Raw genomic sequence first — 21,299 nt, 5'->3', positions numbered from 1 at the left:
TGAAATCTTTATTCTATTATATCATGGTTAAAAGCAAAGGAGAATAAATAATGGATACTTTATATAGCAATGTTCAATACAATTTAGATTTAAAAAAGTATTTTAAAAACTCAAGAATTTGTTTCTTTGATATAGAAACTACCGGATTTAGTAGAAATAATGATACTGTCTATTTGGTTGGAATTCTTTCAGGTGACGATGGAAAATATACATTAAAACAATATCTTTTAGAATCTATAGGTGAAGAAATGATGCTACTTAAAACTTTAATACCTGAATTTAAAAATTCTGATTACATCATTAACTTTAATGGTGATTCCTTTGATATACCTTTTTTAAATCATAAATATAAAAAATATAATATTGACTATGAGATACCTATATCCAAATCAATTGATATATATAAAATAGTGAAAGATAACAAATACTTATTTGAAATTGAAAATTTAAAACTTAAATCTATTGAAAAATACTTGAACATAAATAGAGATGATGAATTGTCTGGAGGTCAATGTATTTCGCTTTTCTATGACTATATAAATAACAAAAATGAACAAAGCAAAAAACTAATTTTGAAGCACAATTATGATGATATATACTATTTACCTCATATTCTAAAAATATTGGATGTAATTGAAGAGAAAAGTACCATTCAAATATCACATGAAAAGATTAAGAATAAATTCTTAAAAATTAAAATGAAAAATTTTCAGATATCTAATGACATGATAAATATAAACTGTGTAACTGACAAGTTCCCAAAAGAACCAATAATAGTCTATGGAAATAGCTATAATTTCAACTGGGAACAGAAAAAAGGTATGCTAAGAATTCAATTTCAAATAGAGCATGGTATTCTATCAAATATGAAAAAGTGTATTTATGTAAATTTAGAAAATTTCGAGCCAAAATTAAATATAAAGGACAATACAATATACAATCTTCCCGAAAATATAGTGTTAATTCAAATAGAAAAAAATTTCATCATAGATAATATCAAAAATATAATTTTGGAATTGTTTAAGTGTCAAAGGGACGTTTTGTTTGCCACCTATTAGGTGGCAAACAAAACGTCCCTTTGACATAAATGGTGCCCAGAGGCGGAATCGAACCACCGACACGGGGATTTTCAGTCCCCTGCTCTACCGACTGAGCTATCTGGGCTAAGTGATGATGGTGGGCCTTCAGGGACTCGAACCCCGGACCTGCCGGTTATGAGCCGGACGCTCTAACCAACTGAGCTAAAGGCCCCTATAGATTGAATTTGGTGGGCCTGGGTGGACTCGAACCACCGACCTCACGCTTATCAGGCGTGCGCTCTAACCACCTGAGCTACAAGCCCCTAGTGCTTACACGCAATTTAAAGTGCTGAATTTGGTGGGCGCAATAGGGCTCGAACCTATGACCCCCTGCTTGTAAGGCAGGTGCTCTCCCAGCTGAGCTATGCGCCCTTATTTTTAAATATGTAGGCTGGCAGGGGTGGCAGGACTCGAACCCACGACATTCGGTTTTGGAGACCGACGTTCTACCACTGAACTACACCCCTATAGCCAAGACCAATAAAAAGTTTGGTGGGCCTTCAGGGACTCGAACCCCGGACCTGCCGGTTATGAGCCGGACGCTCTAACCAACTGAGCTAAAGGCCCAAACTAACTACTGGCGGAGAAGGAGGGATTTGAACCCTCGCGCCCCGTGAAGGACCTACTCCCTTAGCAGGGGAGCCTCTTCAGCCACTTGAGTACTTCTCCGTATATTTGCAAATGGCGGAGAGGGTGGGATTCGAACCCACGTGGGCCGGAAGACCCTAACGGTTTTCAAGACCGCCCCGTTATGACCGCTTCGGTACCTCTCCATATGGTGACCCATCGGCGACTCGAACGCCGGACACCCTGATTAAAAGTCAGGTGCTCTACCGCCTGAGCTAATGGGTCATATTTTTAAGTTTATCGCAGTACTTATTTTACTGCTTTGATAACAATTAGCAATTCGGACTAAGCGATTCACACAAAATCGAAATACACGATTTTGGTTCTCTGCTTATGCCAATTGAGCTAATAGGTCAAAGTATAAATGGCTGGGATGGCAGGACTCGAACCTGCGGAATGCTAGAGTCAAAGTCTAGTGCCTTACCGGCTTGGCTACATCCCAACAATAATGGTGCACCTAGGAGGATTCGAACCCCCGGCACACGGATTAGAAGTCCGTTGCTCTATCCAACTGAGCTATAGGTGCTCGTCTTTTGGAGCGGGTGAAGGGAATCGAACCCTCGCAACCAGCTTGGAAGGCTGGGGCTCTACCACTGAGCTACACCCGCATATTTGGTGGAGGAGACTGGATTCGAACCAGTGAAGGCTGAGCCAACGGATTTACAGTCCGTCCCCTTTGGCCAACTCGGGAACTCCTCCCAATATGGAGCTGGTGAGAGGACTTGAACCCCCAACCTACTGATTACAAGTCAGTTGCTCTGCCAATTGAGCTACACCAGCATAACTATTAAGATCGAAACTTCAAAAACTGAGATACTATTCTAGGCGGCTCCGACTAAGCGATTCACGCAAAATCGAAATACACGATTTTGGTTCTCTGCTTATGCCAATTGAGCTACACCAGCATAACTATTAAGATCGAAACTTCAAAAACTGAGATACTATTCTAGGCGGCTCCGACATTTGTAATTTTCTGTCGAAGACAGAATAAATGGCGACCTGGAAGGGACTCGAACCCTCGACCTCTAGCGTGACAGGCTAGCATTCTAACCAGCTGAACTACCAGGCCACATTAGCCTTGCGGCAATTTTAAATTATAACTTTCAACCCTTTAGGTTGGATTTGGTGGGCGCAATAGGGCTCGAACCTATGACCCCCTGCTTGTAAGGCAGGTGCTCTCCCAGCTGAGCTATGCGCCCAAAGTATGGTGACCCTACCGGGATTCGAACCCGGGTTACCGCCGTGAAAGGGCGATGTCTTAACCGCTTGACCATAGGGCCATCAAATTGTAATGGTTGCGGGAGCTGGATTTGAACCAACGACCTCCGGGTTATGAGCCCGACGAGCTACCAGACTGCTCCATCCCGCGATGATATTTAATTGGTGCCGGGAACCGGAATCGAACCGGTACGATCTTTTAGGGATCGCAGGATTTTAAGTCCTGTGCGTCTGCCTGTTCCGCCACCCCGGCAATATTTTGGCTCCTGGGGTGGGACTCGAACCCACAACCTACCGGTTAACAGCCGGTTGCTCCGCCATTGAGCTACCCAGGAATATTTATCTGGCGATGTCCTACTCTCCCAGGGCGTTGCCACCCAAGTACCATCGGCAGCTAAAGAGGCTTAACTTCTGTGTTCGGTATGGGAACAGGTGTGACCCTCTTGCTATAATCACCAGGTAAAGCCTTTCGGCAATTGTAAATTACAAATGAACTACATTCGCAATTTTTTCAAAATCTTGATTTTGAAAATCTAACACAGTAAGATAATTGGTCAAGCCCTCGACTTATTAGTATCCCTTAGCTAAAGATATTGCTACCCTTATACCTGGGACCTATCAACCAAGTGGTCTACTTGGAGTCTTACCTTAAAAAGTGGGAAATCTCATCTTGAGGGGGACTTCGTGCTTAGATGCCTTCAGCACTTATTCCTTCCAGACATAGCTACTCAGCTGTGCCTCTGGCGAGACAACTGATGCACCAGCGGTCTGTCCATCCCGGTCCTCTCGTACTAGGGACAGCTCCTCTCAAATTTCCTACGCCCACGACGGATAGGGACCGAACTGTCTCACGACGTTCTGAACCCAGCTCGCGTGCCTCTTTAATGGGCGAACAGCCCAACCCTTGGGACCTACTCCAGCCCCAGGATGAGACGAGCCGACATCGAGGTGCCAAACCTCCCCGTCGATGTGGACTCTTGGGGGAGATAAGCCTGTTATCCCCGGGGTAGCTTTTATCCGTTGAGCGATGGCCCTTCCACTTGGAAGCCACCGGATCACTAAGTCCAAGTTTCCTTCCTGCTCCACTTGTAGGTGTCGCAGTCAAGCTCCCTTCTGCCTTTACACTCTTCGCACGATTTCCGACCGTGCTGAGGGAACCTTTGAGCGCCTCCGTTACTCTTTAGGAGGCGACCGCCCCAGTCAAACTGCCCAACTGACAGTGTCCCAAGACTGGATTCACAGTCTCTGGTTAGAATTTCAGCATTGCAAGAGTGGTATCCCAAGGTTGACTCCACCAAAGCTGGCGCCCTGGTTTCCAAGTCTCCCACCTATCCTGTACAAGCAATACCAAAATCCAATGTCAGCCTACAGTAAAGCTCCACGGGGTCTTTCCGTCCTGTCGCGGGTAACTCGCATCTTCACGAGTACTACAATTTCACCGGATCCCTTGTTGAGACAGTGCCCAAGTCGTTACACCTTTCGTGCGGGTCGGAACTTACCCGACAAGGAATTTCGCTACCTTAGGACCGTTATAGTTACGGCCGCCGTTTACTGGGGCTTAAGTTCAGAGCTTCGCTTGCGCTAACCCTTCCCCTTAACCTTCCAGCACCGGGCAGGTGTCAGCCCCTATACATCGTCTTTCGACTTAGCAGAGACCTGTGTTTTTGGTAAACAGTCGCTTGGGCCCATTCACTGCGACCAATCAAGGCTTACGTAGCAAGTACTTCACCTCAATTGGCACCCCTTCTCCCGAAGTTACGGGGCTATTTTGCCGAGTTCCTTAACAAGGGTTCTTCCGCACATCTTAGGATTTTCTCCTCGCCTACCTGTGTCGGTTTGCGGTACGGGTACCTAACATACTCGATAGAGGCTTTTCTTGGCAGTGTGGATTCAGCTGCTTCGCTACTTAATTTTCGCTCCCCATCACTTCTCAAGACTCTCCTACGGATTTGCCTATAGGAGCTCTCTACAAGTTTGGACGCACTCAACCAACGGTGCGTTCAGCCTATCCTCCTGCGTCACCCCATTTCTCAAACGCATGTAGGTAGTACAGGAATCTCAACCTGTTGTCCATCGCCTACGCCATTTGGCCTCAGCTTAGGTCCCGACTAACCCTGAGAGGACGAGCCTTCCTCAGGAAACCTTAGGCTTTCGATGGGTAGGATTCTCACCTACCTTATCGCTACTCATGCCAGCATTCTCTCTTCTGTACAGTCCACCACTCCTTACGGTATAGCTTCAGCCCGTACAGAATGCTCCTCTACCGATGCAAATGCATCCCACAGCTTCGGTGATAGGTTTGAGCCCCGGAAATCTTCGGCGCAAAGTCACTCGACCAGTGAGCTATTACGCACTCTTTAAATGAGTGGCTGCTTCTAAGCCAACATCCTGGTTGTCTGTGTAACCTTACATCCTTTTCCACTTAACCTATACTTAGGGACCTTAGCTGGTGATCTGGGCTGTTTCCCTTTTGACCACGAAACTTATCTCCCGTAGTCTGACTCCCAAGAAACATGACTATGGTATTCGGAGTTTGATAGGTTTTGGTAACACTACGTGCCCCTAGACCATTCAGTGCTCTACCCCCACGTCACTTATCTTGAGGCTAGCCCTAAAGCTATTTCGAGGAGAACCAGCTATATCCGGGTTCGATTGGAATTTCACCCCTACCCACAGGTCATCCGATAGTTTTTAAACACTAAGCGGTTCGAGCCTCCACGAAATTTTACTTTCGTTTCACTCTGCCCATGGGTAGGTCACCCGGTTTCGGGTCTACGATATACAACTAAACGCCCTATTAAGACTCGGTTTCCCTACGGCTCCACTACTTAATAGCTTAACCTCGCTATATATCGTAACTCGCTGGCCCGTTCTACAAAAAGTACGCGGTCGCACATATAAAGTGCTTCCACTGCTTGTAAACATAGGGTTTCAGGTTCTATTTCACTCCCCTCCCGGGGTTCTTTTCACCTTTCCCTCACGGTACTTCTTCACTATCGGTCACCAGTTAGTATTTAGCCTTGGGAGGTGGTCCTCCCTGCTTCCCACAGGATTTCACGTGTCCCGTGGTACTCTGGATCACGGCTATAAGCTATTTTGTTTCGCCTACAAGACTATCACTTTCTATGGTAGGCCTTTCCAGACCTTTTCGACTACAAAATATACTTATTTTATGCCGGTCCACAACCCTCATAGAGAAAACTCTACGAGTTTGGGCTCTTTCCCGTTCGCTCGCCGCTACTTAGGAAATCGAATTTTCTTTCTCTTCCTCAGGGTACTTAGATGTTTCAGTTCCCCTGGTGTTCCCTCATCTACCTATGTATTCAGTAGATGATACCTAAAGTTTGTTTAGGTAGGTTTCCCCATTCGGAAATCTCCGGATCAAAGCTTGCTTGCAGCTCCCCGAAGCGTATCGGCGCTTACCCCGTCCTTCATCGGCTACTGGTGCCAAGGCATTCACCCTATGCTCTTATTAGCTTGACCAGTGAAAATTGTATTATATATATAAGACAATTTTATATATAAGACAATTTTTTCTTACTGTGTAGTTTTCAAAGTTCAAATAAATTTAAATTAAAACAGCGTGAAACTAATCTCCTTAGAAAGGAGGTGATCCAGCCGCACCTTCCGATACGGCTACCTTGTTACGACTTCACCCCAGTCATTGACCCTACCTTCGGCGGCTGCCTCCTTACGGTTAGCTCACCGACTTCGGGTATTGTCAACTCCCATGGTGTGACGGGCGGTGTGTACAAGACCCGGGAACGCATTCACCGCGGCATTCTGATCCGCGATTACTAGCAACTCCGGCTTCATGTAGGCGAGTTGCAGCCTACAATCCGAACTGGGATCGGTTTTGTGGGATTAGCTCCTTATCACTAAGTGGCTGCCCGTTGTACCGACCATTGTAGCACGTGTGTAGCCCAGGACATAAAGGGCATGATGATTTGACGTCATCCCCACCTTCCTCCGATTTGTCATCGGCAGTCTCTTTAGAGTGCACAGCCTAACTGTTTGCAACTAAAGACAAGGGTTGCGCTCGTTGCGGGACTTAACCCAACATCTCACGACACGAGCTGACGACAACCATGCACCACCTGTCTCCCCAGTCCCCGAAGGGAAGGAACTATCTCTAGTTCGGTCCGGGGGATGTCAAGCCCTGGTAAGGTTCTTCGCGTTGCATCGAATTAAACCACATGCTCCGCTGCTTGTGCGGGTCCCCGTCAATTCCTTTGAGTTTCAGTGTTGCCACCGTACTCCCCAGGCGGAGTGCTTAATGTGTTAACTGCGGCACCGAGGTTTGACCCCCGACACCTAGCACTCATCGTTTACGGCGTGGACTACCAGGGTATCTAATCCTGTTTGCTCCCCACGCTTTCGTGCCTCAGCGTCAGTTACAGTCCAGAGAGTCGCCTTCGCCACTGGTATTCCTCCTAATATCTACGCATTTCACCGCTACACTAGGAATTCCACTCTCCTCTCCTGTACTCAAGCCTCACAGTTTCAAATGCTTACCACGGTTAAGCCGTGAGATTTCACATCTGACTTACAAGGCCGCCTACGCACCCTTTACGCCCAATAAATCCGGACAACGCTCGCCCCCTACGTATTACCGCGGCTGCTGGCACGTAGTTAGCCGGGGCTTCCTCCTAAGGTACCGTCATTATCGTCCCTTAGGACAGAGCTTTACGATTCGAAAACCTTCATCGCTCACGCGGCGTCGCTGCATCAGAGTTTCCTCCATTGTGCAATATTCCCCACTGCTGCCTCCCGTAGGAGTCTGGACCGTGTCTCAGTTCCAGTGTGGCCGTTCACCCTCTCAGGCCGGCTACCCATCGTCGCCTTGGTGAGCTATTACCTCGCCAACTAGCTAATGGGACGCGAGGCCATCTTGTACCGCTAAATCGCTTTGACTTGAAAGTCATGCGACTTTCAAGTATCATAGGGTATTAATCCCGGTTTCCCGAGGCTATCCCCTAGTACAAGGCAGGTTCCTCACGCGTTACTCACCCGTCCGCCGCTAAGAAATACATAATTCCATCCGAAGATTTCTTTATGTATTCTTCGCTCGACTTGCATGTGTTAGGCACGCCGCCAGCGTTCGTCCTGAGCCAGGATCAAACTCTCATAAAAAAGTTTTACCTGTCTTAAAAATTTTAATTAAACTCAAGGATTGTTTCACGCTGTTCAATTTTCATGGTTCTGTCACAGTTGACTTTTATAATATAGCATAGTTTTTTTGGTTTGTCAAGTTTTTATTTCATTTTTTTATTTCATTTATTACTTCAACTTGTTTATGCTATATCAGCGACAACTCTTAAAAATATACCAGGTTTTTTTCACTTTGTCAATAGGTTTTTTCTTTTTTTATTTTAAATTTTTTTTTGCCTATTATGTAGCATAAAACGATATATATTGTTAGAATATAATTGAATATATGATTTTGAAAGTGGTGATATATTTGGATTTACGTCAATTAGAAACATTTGTGGAAGTATCAAAGCTAAAAAGTTTTTCAAAAGCTGCAGAAAAACTTTTCATTACACAACCTACTGTTACTAGCCACATACAAAATTTAGAGAAGGAACTCGGAACGGTACTTATCAATCGTTCAGGTAAAAACATGACCCTCACAGAAGCGGGAAGTATATTATATAAGTATGCAATAAATATTATAAATACTTGTGAAATGGCTAAATTTGATTTAGATTCCTATAGAGGAAAAGTACAAGGTCATTTAGATATTTGTTCTAGCTCTGTACCACGAAAATATGTATTACCTAGTATATTGAAAGAATTTATCACAATATATCCTGATGTAACTTTTTCATTGAAAGATAAAGACTCAAAGGAAGTTGTTAAAAGTATATTGAAAGGTGAAACAGACTTTGGCATAGTAGGTGCTAAATATCAATCAAATCATCTAGAATACATTGAATTGATTGAAGATAAATTGCTATTAGTTACCCCTAATAATAACGAGTTTCCTGCAGAAAATTATAGTATTCTAGACACAAGCGTACTCACAAAATATAAGCTTATCTTAAGAGAAAAAGGCTCTGGAACAAGAGAACTTCTCGAAAATGAATTGGATAAAAATAAAATTTCACGCAGTCAATTAAAAACTATAGCTTATGTAGAAGATGCTGAAACCATTAAAACTTTAGTTTCTTTAGGGGTAGGAGTAAGTTTTCTTTCAGAAAGGGCAATTCAAGAAGAGTTAGCTTGCAACAAATTTAAAGTTTATAATGTTAAAAACTTAAATCTAAATAGAAAGTTTTATTTTGTCTATCACAAAAGTAGACAATTATCGCCTTTGTGCGAAACTTTTAAAGATTTTATATTAGAATACATATCAAATATTTCTATTTAAAGAACTTAATTTGAAAAAAATATGTTTTTGCATAAAAAAATCAGGCTATAGCCTGATTTTTTATGCATTGTAAAATGCTTTATATCCTCTATAAGTCATATAAACATCTGCCTTGCTTACAGCTTCATAAGGTGCATGCATGCTAAGTACAGGAACTCCACAGTCGACTACTTCCATGCCATAATTAGCTAAAATGTAGGCAATAGTTCCTCCGCCTCCTTGATCAACCTTTCCCAATTCAGCAGTCTGCCACATAACATTAGCTTCATTAAATATTCTTCTAATATCTCCTATATATTCAGCATTTGCATCATTAGACCCACCTTTTCCTCTTGAGCCAGTATATTTAACCAATGCAATGCCCTTGCCTAAATATGCACTATTTCTTTTTTCAAATGCATCTGCATAATTTGGGTCATATCCAGCAGCTACATCTGAAGATAGAACTCTTGAATTAGCTAAAGCTCTTCTAATTTTAATATTGTTTGCATTTTCATCTAGAAGATATACTATTTCTGCAACAGTATCTTCAAAAAATCTAGAATGCATACCTGTATTTCCTACGCTTCCTATCTCTTCTTTGTCTACAAATAGTCCTACAGCAGTTCTTTCAGGATTCTCAACTTCTAAAATTGCTCGTAAAGAAGTATAAGCGCATACTCTATCATCATGCCCATAGGACAATACAAGGCCTCTATCTATACCTAAATCTTTTGCCTTACCTGCTGGTACAGCTTCGATTTCAGCTGTAGTAAAGTCTTCTTCTGTTATGCCATATTTATCATTTAATATCTTCAATACATTTAACTTTACTTTTGAATCTATATCATCTGATGTATAAGGTATGCTACCTATGATAATATTTAAACCTTCTCCTGCTATTGCCTCATCTAATTTTTTACTTCCTTGGTCTTTTGCCAAATGTGGCAATAAATCAGATATGAAGAATACAGGATCATTCTCGTCTTCTCCAATAACAATATCCACTTTTTCTCCATTATTTTTGATAATTACTCCATGTAGTGCAAGTGGTAGTGAAACCCATTGGTACTTTCTTATCCCACCATAATAATGGGTTTTTAAATATGCCATGTCTGAATCCTCATATAACGGATTTTGCTTTAAGTCTAATCTTGGAGAATCTATATGAGATCCTACTATATTCATTCCAGCAGATATGTCTTCTTTTCCAATTATAAACAATGCAACCCCTTTGTTTTTATTGTTTGCATACACCTTCATTCCTGGTGCCAATTTTTTATTTGAATTCATTATTTCATCTAGGGATTTAAATCCTTTTGCTTCAGCTCTCCTTATTATATCTTTTGTTGCTTCTCTTTCAGTTTTGCCATCATCTAAAAATTTCTTATAATCTTCATTTACTTCAAATAGTTCTTTTTCTTCTTCAGCTGATAGTGCATCCCATACATTTTTAAATTCAAATGTCAAATTTTCTTTTAATTGTTTTGCGTCTTTTTTGTTTGTCATTTTAGTCCCTCCATCTATATAGTTTTAATATTATTTTTATAAGCAAAAATGGCAGCTTGTATTTTGTCACTAACATCAATTTTTTTAAAGATATTAGATACATGATTTTTAACTGTCTTTTCGCTAATAAATAGCCTATCTGCAATTTCCCTATTATTTAAACCTTCAGCTATTAGTGTTAAAACTTCATACTCTCTTTTAGTTAAAGATTGAACTTTTTTATAATCTCCACTTTTATCAGTTTCTTCAGAATTTAGCTCTTCCACTAATATTGAGGCCACACTAGGTTGTATATAAGTTTTGCCATTTTTCACATCTCTTATGGCCTTGATTAGACTGTCTGCATCTGAATCCTTTAATACATATCCATTTGCTCCCATCTTCATGGTTTCTAGTAGATATCCTCTATCATCATGAATTGTAAGCATGATGATTTTTGAATTTATCCCTAAATCTTTGAGCCGTCTTAATGCATCTATGCCATTAGATTTAGGCATATTTATATCTAAAAGTATGACATCTGGTTTACATTCCAAGGCTTTTTCAACTGTTTCTTCCCCATCTCCTGCTTGGCCGATGACATTGATATCATCTTCAAGTTCTAATATCTGCTTTAATCCCTCTCTTAAAAGTACATGATCATCTGCTATCATGACTGTAATATTATTCTCCTTCATGGACATTTTCCTCCTCACTTAATGGTATAGAGAGATATACTTTGGTTCCCAGGCCCGGAGATGATGTTACCTTAAATTTTCCATTTAAGAGTTCAGCCCTTTCTTTCATACTTATTAATCCAAAACCACCAGAATGTAAATCCCTATCAATTGGATTTCTCGAAATATCAAATCCATCTCCATCATCATCTACTATTAAATTTAACCTAGTTAAAGTCTTCTCTATCTTTATATCTACATTTTTTGCATGCGAATGTTTCTCGATATTGTTGAGGGATTCCTGCATTATCCTAAAAACAGCAATTTTTATCACTGATTCAACTTTGTTCATATCACCTACTGTATTCAAGTTCACATCAATTCCACTTTCTCTTTCAAAATTATAAATATATCTTTCTAAAGTAGGTACTAATCCTAAATCATCTAGAGACATGGGTCTTAAATCATAAATAATTTTTCTTATACTTTTCAAATTTCCCTTTGCTATATCTTTTAAATTGACCAATTCATACTTAGCTCTATCCTTATCAGAATCTATAAGTCTTTCACAGAGTTCAGCTTTTACTAAAATATTAGCCATTGACTGAGCTGGCCCATCATGCATATCTCTTGCTAGACGTTGTCTTTCTTCTTCTTGAGCTTCTATTATTTTGATACCTAAGTATTGTTTTTTGCTCAAATCATCTACAGCAACTAAAATATCATCTAAATTGCCTTTTAAGTATTCTATTGCAACACCTACTTGCTTATTAATCTTTTCTGCTTTTTCTAAAACTATCAAAGACTCTTTGTATCTTATTTCTAACTCTCTTCTTTTTTCAATGAGTGTTCTCTCTTCTTCTCGTTTCAGCGTGAGCAATACTCTTAAATCATTAGCCTTTTCATAGGCCTTTCTTATAGCTTCTTCATTATAAACTTGAAAGTTCTTGCTAACATTTGCTAATTTCATTCTGCTCTTCTTGTCTTCTACTTCTAAATTATCCACTTCATCAACAACTTCATTGACTCTTATTTTGACTTTTTCTAGTTCTTCTTCTATGTTTTTGCACTCTCTTCTAGCATGCTCTGTTATTTCAAAAATCTCTTCCCTATTTTTTTCTATAGCGTCTATTGTTTCGTTAAGTATTTGATTTATCCTTTTAACATCTAAGACAGAATCACTCATTTTTTACACCTCTAATTCTTCTACAATTCCATTTTTACTAATTCATCTTTTTCTTCATCACTTAAAACCTTCTCAAGGTCTATTAGTATAAGTAATCTTTTCTCATCTAACTTTCCTACGCCTGTAATATATCTTTTATCTACACTCGATATAATGTCTGGAGCAGGGTCTATATCTTTGTCATCTAATCTTACAGTTTGTGAAGCTTCATCTACAACAAATCCAACTTGCTTATCTTTTAAATTTATAATGATTATCCTTGTGTCATTAGTAATCCCGTTGTCTTTTAAATTAAATCTTTTCCCTAAATTAACTATAGGTATTACTTTCCCTCTAAAATTTATTATACCTTCTATAAAGTCAGGAGTATTTGGAACTTTTACAGACTCTTGATATGGGCCAATTTCTTTAACATTCATTATATCTATGCCATATTCTTCTTTGCCTAGTTTAAATACCACATATTGTTGTTCTGCCATTTTTCATCCCCCTTTATTCCGTTTTGTATAAGTAAAATATACTTTTCTACTTATAATTCTACATAATTATTCAAATTCCTCTTTTTTTAAAAAAAGCACACTTTCGTGTGCAAAGCGTGCTCTTTACCTTACAATTATACCTTTTTTTATAACTTTTTCAACATGATTTATACCAAAATGATATATTATATAATTTAAATTTGGAGAATCAAATATGACAATATCCGCTTTTTTCCCTTTTTCTATACTACCTATTTCCTTCTCTAACCCTATGGCACAAGCCCCATTTATTGTTACTGCAGTTATGACTTCTTCTGGTATAAGCTTCATTATAAGTGAAGCAAAACTCATTACCAACTGCATATTTTCCGTAGGGCAGCTACCTGGATTGTAATCAGTGGAAAGAGATACAGGTATACCCATTTCTATCATTTTTCTTGCTTTTGCAAAATTACCAGTCTGTAAATTGAAAGATGTTGCTGGCAATAAATTGGCTATCACTTTACTTTCAGCCATCTTTTTCATTCCTTCTTCGCTAGCAGCTACAAGATGATCTGCAGTTATACAACCTACTTCTGCAGCCAATTCAGCACCGCCTAGTGGCTTTATTTCATCTGCATGAATTTTAGGAATTAAGCCATATTTTTTGCCTGCATTTAATATTTCCCTTGATTGTTCTACACTAAAAACACCTTCCTCACAAAACACATCACAGAATTTCGCCAGTTTTCTATTACTTACTTCTGGAATCATTTCTTCTATCAATAGATCTACAAATTCATCTGAATTCGCTTTGTACTTTTCTGGTATTGCATGAGCTCCTAAAAAAGTGGAAACTATATCTACAGGATGATCTTCATTTAATTTTTTTGCTACTTCTAACTGTTTCAATTCAGTATCAAAATCATCTATTCCATATCCACTTTTTGCCTCAACAGTTGTCACTCCGTAAGAAAGCATGATATCTAAACTTTTTTTTGCTTTTTTATAAAGTTCTTCAAAACTTGCCTCTTTAGTTGCTTTGACAGTACTGTGTATTCCTCCACCCATTTTCAATATATCCAAGTATCCCATTCCATTTAATTTCATAGCTAGTTCGTTTTCCCTTGAACCTCCATGAACTAAATGAGTATGAGAATCTACAAGTCCAGGAGTTACAGTTTTCCCATTTGCATCAATAAATATTGTTTTTTCATCTACATCTATGTGGGATGGAAGTTCTCCTTTTCCCACATAGATGATTTCATCTCCATTTATAGCTACAATTCCATTTTGAATTAGACCAATATCTCTCATTTCTTCTTTAACCCTAGGTCTATTTGGGCCTTCCATGGTTATCAAATTGGAAATATTTTTTATAACTACAGTGGCTCTCATTTTATCACCTTATTCAAATATTCTATTTTCTAGTATTTGTCCATAATCAAAGTTTTCAATTTTTAAATAATAATCAGCACAGTCAATAAGAGCATTCATAGGTACTAATCCTATTATTTCACTCCCTATGACATTTACACCATATCTATTTGCTTCTCTTTCAATCATGTCAAATACTCTATATAGAGGTGTCTTTGTATAGTCTACCATGTTCATTGTTACTTGAACAATATCTCTTTCTTTTATCTCTATGCCTAAAGCCTTGCAATACTTTAATCCTCCGCTACTTGCTCTTACAGCTTTAGCTATTTTTTTAGCTATAGTTATATCGTTAGTTCCCAAATTTACATTAAATGCAACTAATGGCATTCTAGCTCCTACTGCTGTTACACCAGATTTAATATTTAACTCAGCTGGCCCAAAGTCTGGCTTCCACATTTCTTCTTTTAATTTCTCAGCCATTCCTTCATATTGGCCTTTTCTAACTTCTGCTAAATTTTCTCTATGAGAAGCTGTTGCAGATTTTTCATAGAGAAATACAGGTATGTTTAATTCTTCGCCTATTCTCTTTGCCAATTTTTTGGATAATTCTACAGCCTCTTCCATAGTCACATCAGATATAGGAATCAAAGGTATAACATCTGTTGCACCCATTCTTGGATGTTCTCCTGTATGTTTTGTCATATCAATTAGTTCAGAAGCTCTTTTACATGCATTAAATGCAGCTTCAAGTACCTTTTCTGGCTCTCCAATGAAAGTAACTACTGTACGATTGTGATCTTTGTCTGAAGAATAATCAAGTAGCTTCACACCTTCTACTTTTCTTACTTCGTCCAATATTTTTTCGACCAATTCTGTATTTCTACCTTCACTAAAATTTGGAACACATTCTATAAGTCTAGCCATTGAATCTCCTCCTACTAAAAAATTTATTTATTATATTTTTCATAAGTTTCATCAACTAATTTTCTTACAAGTTCATCATTTGCTACGTAAGGAATAGTTATATGATCTGTTTTTTCATGTTTTTCATTATATTCAATACAAGTTTTTATTGAATTTTCATTTCTAGCCCAAGATCTTCTTGCTACTCCTCCCATGACATCCCAAGGCATAGCAGTATTTATGATTTGGTCAACTCTTTCGCTTCCATCAAGTACTAGTCCAAATCCTCCATTGATAGACTTCCCTATACCTACTCCACCACCATTGTGTAGAGCGATTAAGCTCATTCCTCTTGCAGCATTTCCTGCATAGCAATGAGTAGCCATATCAGCCATTATATTGCTTCCGTCTTTTATATTTGCAGTTTCTCTAAATGGTGAATCTGTTCCACCTGTATCATGATGATCTCTTCCTATCATTACGGGGCCTATTTCTCCATTTCTTACCATTTCATTGAATTTAAGAGCAATATCTCTTCTACCTAGTGCATCTTGATAAAGTATTCTTGCTTGAGTTCCTACAACCAAAGCATGTTTTTCTGCATCCCTTATCCAAATATAATTGTCTCTATCTTGTCCACGTCTATTTGGATCTATACAATCCATTGCAGCCTTATCAGTTTTTATCAAATCTTCATGTTTTCCACTTAGGCATACCCATCTAAATGGTCCATATCCATAGTCAAATAGCATTGGTCCCATTATATCTTCTACATAAGATGGGAATATGAACCCTTCGCTTTCATCAACTCCATTTTTAGCTATTTCTTTAGCTCCTGCATCGAATACTGCTTTCATAAAGCTATTTCCATAGTCAAAGAAATAAGTTCCTTTATCTACCAATTCTTTTATCAATTCAAAATGATGTCTCAATGTCTTGTCTACAAGTTTAACAAATTGTTCTTTATCTGTATTTAACATTTCTGTTCTCTCATCAAAAGTCAAACCTTGAGGACAATATCCTCCATCATAAGGTGCATGACAAGAAGTTTGGTCTGATAAAAGATCTATTTTTATATCTTTTTTAACTACATATTCAAGTAAATCTACAATATTTCCATGATAAGCTATAGCTATAGGCTCTTTTTTCTCTAAATATTCATTAGCTATACAGAATATTTCATCTAAATCATCTGAACATCTATCTATCCATCCTTGATCCAATCTAGTTTTTATTCTCGAATAATCAACTTCAGCTATTATTCCAACACCATTAGCTATTTCTATAGCTTTTCCTTGAGCTCCACTCATTCCTCCCAATCCAGAACTTACAAATAAATGTCCTCTTAAATCTCCATCTTCTGGAATTCCAAGTTTTAATCTACCTGCATTTAAAATAGTATTATATGTTCCATGAACTATTCCTTGAGGCCCTATATACATCCATCCACCAGCAGTCATTTGCCCATAGTTTGCAAATCCCATAGCTTGAGCTTTTATCCAGTGTTCTTGATCATCAAACATACCAACCATCAATGCATTTGTTATGATGACTCTTGGACTATGTTTGAAAGATTTAAATAGTCCTACAGGATGCCCTGATGCAACTACAAGAGTTTGCTCATCTGTCAATTCTTCAAGATATTTTTTTATAAGTCTATACTGCATCCAGTTTTGGCATACCTGTCCTGTTTCCCCATAAGTCACAAGTTCATAAGGATACAATGCTACATCAAAATCTAAATTGTTGTCTATCATTACTTGAAAAGCTTTTCCTTCAATACAATTGCCTTTGTACTCATCTATGGGTTTGCCCTTGATTTGTCCTTCTGGTCTAAATCTATATCCATAGATTCTTCCACGAGTATATAGCTCTTCTAGAAACTCTGGAGCTAATTTTTCATGCAATTCTTCTGGAACATATCTTAGTGCATTCTTTAGTGCTATTTCAGTTTCTTTTTGTGTTAAATTAAATTCTCTCTTTGGTGCTCTCCTTACACCTTCAACAAATTTAGGCATTGGAGGCAATTCATTGTCTAACTTAATAGTCATAGCTTTTGAAATATCAATATTGTTTACCATAAAAACTCCTCCTTTTTTTTAATATAATGAACCTATTTGTTTTTCAATTTCATTAAAATAACATTTGACTTTATTAGCTCTTCACATTTATTTATTTCCCTATACATTATTATATCATCTTCTATCTTTTCTGTATGGTCTCTAACTTATTATATGCAAATATTGAACCTATTTGTTTTTCAATTTCATCTAAAATAACATTTGACTTTATTAGCTCTTCACATTTATTTATTTCCCTATACATTATTATATCATCTTCTATCTTTTCTGTATGGTCTCTAACTATATTATATGCAATACTGCTTCCTTTTCCCAATCCTCTATTTCCTCTTAAATCTATTGCTTGACAGGATGCTAAAAGTTCCATAGATAATACTTTTCTAGTATTGTCTAATATAGTTCTTGCCTTTCTTGCAGCAATAGTTCCCATAGAAACATGGTCTTCTTGGTTTGCTGATGATGGTATAGAGTCAACACTAGCAGGGTGAGCCAATACTTTGTTTTCTGAAACTAAAGAAGCTGCTGCATATTGTACAATCATAAATCCTGAATTTAGTCCACCTTTTTCGACTAAAAATGCTGGAAGTCCACTAAGTGCTGGGTTTACCAATCTTTCTATTCTTCTTTCAGAAACATTTGCAAGCTCTGCCAATGCAATACCTAAAAAATCAAAGCTTAGTGCCATTGGCTGTCCATGAAAATTTCCACCAGATATTGCTTCTTCTTCATTGAATATCAATGGATTGTCAGTTGCAGAATTTATCTCAATATTTACTTTTTCTTTTACATATTCTATTGCATCTTTGCTAGCTCCATGAATTTGTGGCAAACATCTCAAAGAATAAGCATCTTGAACTCTTATTTCTCCTTGTTCTGTAGTCATATTGCTCCCATCAAGAAGTTTTAACAAGTTTCTAGCTGTATTGATCTGACCACTATGAGGTCTTACTTGATGCACTTTTTCATCGTATGCAGTAACTATACCATTTAATGCTTCACTGGTCAAAGCTGAAGATACATCTGCCATCTTAGCTAAATTTATACTATCATATACTGTCAATGCACCTATAGAAGTCATGACTTGAGTTCCATTGATTAAAGCTAGACCTTCTTTAGATGTAAGTTCCACTGTAGGTATACCTGCCAAAGCCATAGCTTTTTTCCCAGACATTCTTTCTCCACCAAAATATGCTTCTCCTTCTCCTATCATCACCAATACCATATGTGCTAATGGTGCTAAATCTCCACTTGCTCCAAGAGAACCTTTTTCTGGTATAACGGGGTGGACACTTTTGTTTAACATGTCTATCAATGTATTTAATGTTGAAAGCCTAATTCCTGAATATCCTTTAGCCAACGCATTGGCTCTAAGTAACATTATACCTCTAACTATTTCTTCATCTAAAGGCTCCCCAACTCCACAAGAATGGCTAACTATCAAATTCCTTTGCAATATCTTAGTCTCATCTTTTGATATAAGTACATCACTAAATTTCCCAAATCCTGTTGTAATTCCATAAACCACTTTTTCTTCATCCACAAATTTTTCTACAATACTTCTTGACTTTTCTACTTTTTCAACTGCTTCATCTGATAGTTCTACTTTATAATTTTTTCTTACTACATTGATAAATTCTTCAATAGTTAATTTGTTTCCATCAATTATGACTTTATTCATTTCTCTCTCCTCCATTTTTATTTATTCTTTAATTTTTTACAAAATCCTTTAACAAAATAAAATATAAATTTAATTATATTTTATTTGTATGGTGCATTACTTGACTAAAGTGTATGAAAAAGACCACAGAATTATCTGTGGTCAATTTTTTTAAAATTATATGTTTTTATTGGAGTATAAACCCTTTTTTTCATGATTTCTTCACTCTTCATCAATGTTATTTTTTTCAGGGTAAAATCATAATTCAAATCTCCACTTATGATATCTTTTATTTCAGAAAAATTCTTGTTTAGAACTACTCTTCTTCCCAAAGTTATATGTGGTTTAAACGCTCTATTCTCTTTCTCAAAACCTAAAGAATACATTCCATTTTCTATTTCTTCATACAATGCATTTAACTTATCAAGTTCTCCTTTTATTCCAATCCATAAGACTCTTAAATCTCTTTCACCTTTAAAATAGCCTAGACTGCTAAGTGTTAATTTTATAGGGCTATAGTTTTTGTATATTTTTTCTACAGCTTCATCTATCTCTATAATCAAATTTTCGTCTATTTCTCCAAGAAATTTTAAAGTAATATGGAAATTATCTTTATGAGTCCAAGTTCCTTTTATGGAATTATCTCTTACTTTGTTTTGTATATTAATTAAATTTTCTTTAAGCTCATCTTCAAATTCTAAAGCTATAAAACTTCTCATAAAATTCACCATAAAATTTATTTTTAAATAAACAATATCATTAAAATAGATAATCCAAAATCAACTGCACCTACTATTGTGAATATCTTCCACAATAAATTCAATATTTCTTTTCTTCTCTCGTATTCTTTGTCCTTGTTCATACTAGAAACAACTCCTGCGTCTTTGTGACTATACTTAAGCTCTTCTATTTCTTCTTTGTCAATAGGTTTTTTAATATATTTTCTAGTAAAAGACCATGAAGTTATTTCAAACATCACTCCTACTGCAAGGTATACAATACCTACCACAAAAAAATTATTACTCAATCTTTCTATAAAATTCAATCCTGGATTTTTAATTAAAGATAAAACAACTACAACCACAATACTTATCAAAAAAAGTGTAAATACAGGTTTTAGTTTTTTAGCATTCAACTTTTTCACAGCTTCCCCTCTTCACTATTTGAAATGGTAATTTTATTTGTGTTTTATCAATTTCTTCCCCTTTTAATTCTTTGATTATTCGTCTAATGGCTACAGCCCCCATATCATAGTGAGGTTCCTTGATTGTAGTAAGCTCAGGTCTAAATACCGATGCTATTTTTATATCTCCATATCCTGCTACAGATATATCTTGGGGAACTCTAATATTTTTATCATGCAAAAAATTTATAAGTCCTATTGCCAATTCATCATGACTACAAAAAACTGCTGATACATCATATTCATCCACAAGTTTAAGTATATCTTTCCCTATCTCATAGCCCTCTTCTACTGTATATTCATTGGTAAAAATAACTATTTCATCACCTTCACCAAATTCTTCTATAGCCTTTTTATATCCTGATATTTTTAAATTTTCCACTGAATAACTATTTTCATCCTTTACAGAAACATAAGCTATATTTTTATGCCCTAAACTTATCAAATAGTTTGTCATTTCATAGGAAGCATCGAAATCATCTATAGAAACGGTAGGAAAATCACTAATATAATAATGCCTATTTAAATATACAAAGGGAATTTTTGAACTCGCTATTTGATTTTTTATTTCCTCATTCATAATTTCTGATATGAGTATTATACCCTCTACTTGCTTTCTATTTAATAGCTGAATAAATCTCAGTTCTGTGTCTTTGTCGCCATAGCTACTGCATAGTAGAATATCATAATTATACATTCTTCCTACTTCTTCAATTCCTCTAACCATTTGAGCCACATAAGAGTTACCAATATCTGATACTATAACTCCAATCAAATATGATTTTTTAGTAACCAAAGTTCTAGCTACCTCATTGGGTTTGTAGCCTAACTCCTCAATAGCAGCTAATACTTTTTCTTTAACCTCAGAGCTCACTGGCTTTGAGTCATTTATGACTCTTGATACCGTAGAAATAGATACTCCTGCTAGCTTTGCAACATCTTTTATTGTTGCTGCCATTTTTATCCTCCTCATATCAAATAAATGATTTTCTATATTATATCACATTTCT

Annotated in this window: 13 protein-coding genes, 20 tRNA genes and 3 rRNA genes; 2 read left to right on the top strand and 34 right to left on the bottom strand. The window is 37.3% G+C overall.

The window, feature by feature from the left end; genetic code table 11:
- Nucleotides 1-50 precede the first annotated feature (50 nt).
- Nucleotides 51-1,058 carry a ribonuclease H-like domain-containing protein gene (locus tag ACFWUA_RS08750; RefSeq protein ID WP_416197641.1) on the top strand — a complete coding sequence of 336 codons (1,008 nt, stop codon included), beginning with the start codon at nt 51-53 and terminating at the stop codon, nt 1,056-1,058.
- Nucleotides 1,059-1,088: 30 nt separating this feature from the next.
- On the opposite strand, the gene ACFWUA_RS08745 is transcribed toward ACFWUA_RS08750, so the two are convergent.
- The 23 genes from ACFWUA_RS08745 to ACFWUA_RS08635 form a co-directional block, all read right to left on the bottom strand.
- Nucleotides 1,089-1,164, bottom strand: a tRNA-Phe gene (locus tag ACFWUA_RS08745).
- A gap of 10 nt (nt 1,165-1,174) precedes the next feature.
- Nucleotides 1,175-1,251 (bottom strand) — tRNA-Ile (locus ACFWUA_RS08740).
- 14 nt (nt 1,252-1,265) lie between these two features.
- Nucleotides 1,266-1,342 (bottom strand) — tRNA-Ile (locus ACFWUA_RS08735).
- 33 nt (nt 1,343-1,375) lie between these two features.
- A tRNA-Val gene (locus tag ACFWUA_RS08730) sits at nt 1,376-1,451 on the bottom strand.
- A 20-nt stretch (nt 1,452-1,471) separates the two neighbouring features.
- Nucleotides 1,472-1,546: transfer RNA gene (locus ACFWUA_RS08725), tRNA-Trp, on the bottom strand.
- A gap of 23 nt (nt 1,547-1,569) precedes the next feature.
- A tRNA-Ile gene (locus tag ACFWUA_RS08720) sits at nt 1,570-1,646 on the bottom strand.
- Between the two features lie 11 nt (nt 1,647-1,657).
- A tRNA-Ser gene (locus ACFWUA_RS08715) sits at nt 1,658-1,748 on the bottom strand.
- 13 nt (nt 1,749-1,761) lie between these two features.
- Nucleotides 1,762-1,852, bottom strand: a tRNA-Ser gene (locus tag ACFWUA_RS08710).
- A 3-nt stretch (nt 1,853-1,855) separates the two neighbouring features.
- Nucleotides 1,856-1,931 (bottom strand) — tRNA-Lys (locus ACFWUA_RS08705).
- 140 nt (nt 1,932-2,071) lie between these two features.
- Nucleotides 2,072-2,148: transfer RNA gene (locus ACFWUA_RS08700), tRNA-Gln, on the bottom strand.
- Nucleotides 2,149-2,155: 7 nt separating this feature from the next.
- Nucleotides 2,156-2,232, bottom strand: a tRNA-Arg gene (locus tag ACFWUA_RS08695).
- An 8-nt stretch (nt 2,233-2,240) separates the two neighbouring features.
- A tRNA-Gly gene (locus tag ACFWUA_RS08690) sits at nt 2,241-2,314 on the bottom strand.
- Nucleotides 2,315-2,319: 5 nt separating this feature from the next.
- Nucleotides 2,320-2,405, bottom strand: a tRNA-Tyr gene (locus ACFWUA_RS08685).
- Between the two features lie 5 nt (nt 2,406-2,410).
- Nucleotides 2,411-2,486: transfer RNA gene (locus ACFWUA_RS08680), tRNA-Thr, on the bottom strand.
- A 212-nt stretch (nt 2,487-2,698) separates the two neighbouring features.
- Nucleotides 2,699-2,775: transfer RNA gene (locus ACFWUA_RS08675), tRNA-Asp, on the bottom strand.
- Nucleotides 2,776-2,829: 54 nt separating this feature from the next.
- Nucleotides 2,830-2,905 (bottom strand) — tRNA-Val (locus tag ACFWUA_RS08670).
- Nucleotides 2,906-2,911: 6 nt separating this feature from the next.
- Nucleotides 2,912-2,986 (bottom strand) — tRNA-Glu (locus ACFWUA_RS08665).
- A gap of 12 nt (nt 2,987-2,998) precedes the next feature.
- Nucleotides 2,999-3,075: transfer RNA gene (locus ACFWUA_RS08660), tRNA-Met, on the bottom strand.
- Between the two features lie 12 nt (nt 3,076-3,087).
- Nucleotides 3,088-3,177, bottom strand: a tRNA-Leu gene (locus tag ACFWUA_RS08655).
- Between the two features lie 7 nt (nt 3,178-3,184).
- Nucleotides 3,185-3,259 (bottom strand) — tRNA-Asn (locus ACFWUA_RS08650).
- Between the two features lie 6 nt (nt 3,260-3,265).
- Nucleotides 3,266-3,384, bottom strand: a 5S ribosomal RNA gene (gene rrf, locus ACFWUA_RS08645).
- Nucleotides 3,385-3,474: 90 nt separating this feature from the next.
- Nucleotides 3,475-6,407, bottom strand: a 23S ribosomal RNA gene (locus ACFWUA_RS08640).
- 119 nt (nt 6,408-6,526) lie between these two features.
- Nucleotides 6,527-8,057: ribosomal RNA gene (locus ACFWUA_RS08635) — 16S ribosomal RNA — on the bottom strand.
- The 16S, 23S and 5S rRNA genes sit together here with 20 tRNA genes alongside, the layout of an rRNA operon.
- Before the next feature lie 328 nt (nt 8,058-8,385).
- On the opposite strand from ACFWUA_RS08635, the gene ACFWUA_RS08630 reads away from it, so the two are divergent.
- The gene (locus ACFWUA_RS08630; RefSeq protein WP_416197640.1) at nt 8,386-9,297 is read left to right on the top strand and encodes a selenium metabolism-associated LysR family transcriptional regulator; all 912 of its coding nucleotides are present in this window, start codon (nt 8,386-8,388) and stop codon (nt 9,295-9,297) included.
- Between the two features lie 60 nt (nt 9,298-9,357).
- Here ACFWUA_RS08630 and ACFWUA_RS08625 read toward each other — a convergent pair whose 3' ends face one another.
- The 11 genes from ACFWUA_RS08625 to ACFWUA_RS08575 form a co-directional block, all read right to left on the bottom strand.
- Nucleotides 9,358-10,785 (bottom strand): aminopeptidase, encoded by a 1,428-nt coding sequence (locus tag ACFWUA_RS08625; protein ID WP_416197639.1) that lies wholly within the window; start codon nt 10,783-10,785, stop codon nt 9,358-9,360.
- Between the two features lie 14 nt (nt 10,786-10,799).
- A complete protein-coding gene (locus ACFWUA_RS08620) occupies nt 10,800-11,462 on the bottom strand; it encodes a response regulator (RefSeq protein ID WP_416197638.1) in 663 nt (220 codons plus the stop codon).
- Nucleotides 11,449-12,627: a sensor histidine kinase gene (locus ACFWUA_RS08615; RefSeq protein WP_416197637.1), complete on the bottom strand. Its 1,179-nt coding sequence runs from the start codon at nt 12,625-12,627 to the stop codon at nt 11,449-11,451. The genes ACFWUA_RS08620 and ACFWUA_RS08615 overlap by 14 nt, the downstream gene beginning before the upstream one ends.
- A 20-nt stretch (nt 12,628-12,647) precedes the next feature.
- Nucleotides 12,648-13,106 (bottom strand): chemotaxis protein CheW, encoded by a 459-nt coding sequence (locus ACFWUA_RS08610; protein WP_416197636.1) that lies wholly within the window; start codon nt 13,104-13,106, stop codon nt 12,648-12,650.
- 123 nt (nt 13,107-13,229) lie between these two features.
- Entirely contained in the window at nt 13,230-14,483 is a 1,254-nt protein-coding gene (hutI, locus tag ACFWUA_RS08605) for an imidazolonepropionase (RefSeq protein WP_416197635.1), read from the bottom strand.
- Between the two features lie 9 nt (nt 14,484-14,492).
- A complete protein-coding gene (ftcD, locus tag ACFWUA_RS08600) occupies nt 14,493-15,389 on the bottom strand; it encodes a glutamate formimidoyltransferase (protein ID WP_416197634.1) in 897 nt (298 codons plus the stop codon).
- A gap of 23 nt (nt 15,390-15,412) precedes the next feature.
- Nucleotides 15,413-17,449: a urocanate hydratase gene (locus ACFWUA_RS08595; RefSeq protein ID WP_416197633.1), complete on the bottom strand. Its 2,037-nt coding sequence runs from the start codon at nt 17,447-17,449 to the stop codon at nt 15,413-15,415.
- A 121-nt stretch (nt 17,450-17,570) separates the two neighbouring features.
- Nucleotides 17,571-19,127: a histidine ammonia-lyase gene (gene hutH, locus ACFWUA_RS08590; RefSeq protein ID WP_416197632.1), complete on the bottom strand. Its 1,557-nt coding sequence runs from the start codon at nt 19,125-19,127 to the stop codon at nt 17,571-17,573.
- A gap of 131 nt (nt 19,128-19,258) precedes the next feature.
- Nucleotides 19,259-19,825 (bottom strand): RNA 2',3'-cyclic phosphodiesterase, encoded by a 567-nt coding sequence (gene thpR / locus ACFWUA_RS08585; RefSeq protein ID WP_416197631.1) that lies wholly within the window; start codon nt 19,823-19,825, stop codon nt 19,259-19,261.
- Between the two features lie 23 nt (nt 19,826-19,848).
- Nucleotides 19,849-20,250 carry a hypothetical protein gene (locus ACFWUA_RS08580; protein WP_416197630.1) on the bottom strand — a complete coding sequence of 134 codons (402 nt, stop codon included), beginning with the start codon at nt 20,248-20,250 and terminating at the stop codon, nt 19,849-19,851.
- On the bottom strand, nt 20,231-21,247 hold the full coding sequence (locus ACFWUA_RS08575; RefSeq protein WP_416197629.1) for a LacI family DNA-binding transcriptional regulator: 1,017 nt from the start codon (nt 21,245-21,247) through the stop codon (nt 20,231-20,233). Before ACFWUA_RS08575 ends, ACFWUA_RS08580 begins: the two co-directional genes overlap by 20 nt.
- Between the last annotated feature and the right edge of the window lie 52 nt (nt 21,248-21,299).

It is taken from the genome of Sporanaerobacter sp., assembly GCF_047830725.1.
Lineage (GTDB): Bacteria > Bacillota > Clostridia > Tissierellales > Sporanaerobacteraceae > Sporanaerobacter.
Note: the sequence above shows the minus strand (reverse complement) of the source record. Positions and strands in the feature narration are given on the sequence as shown.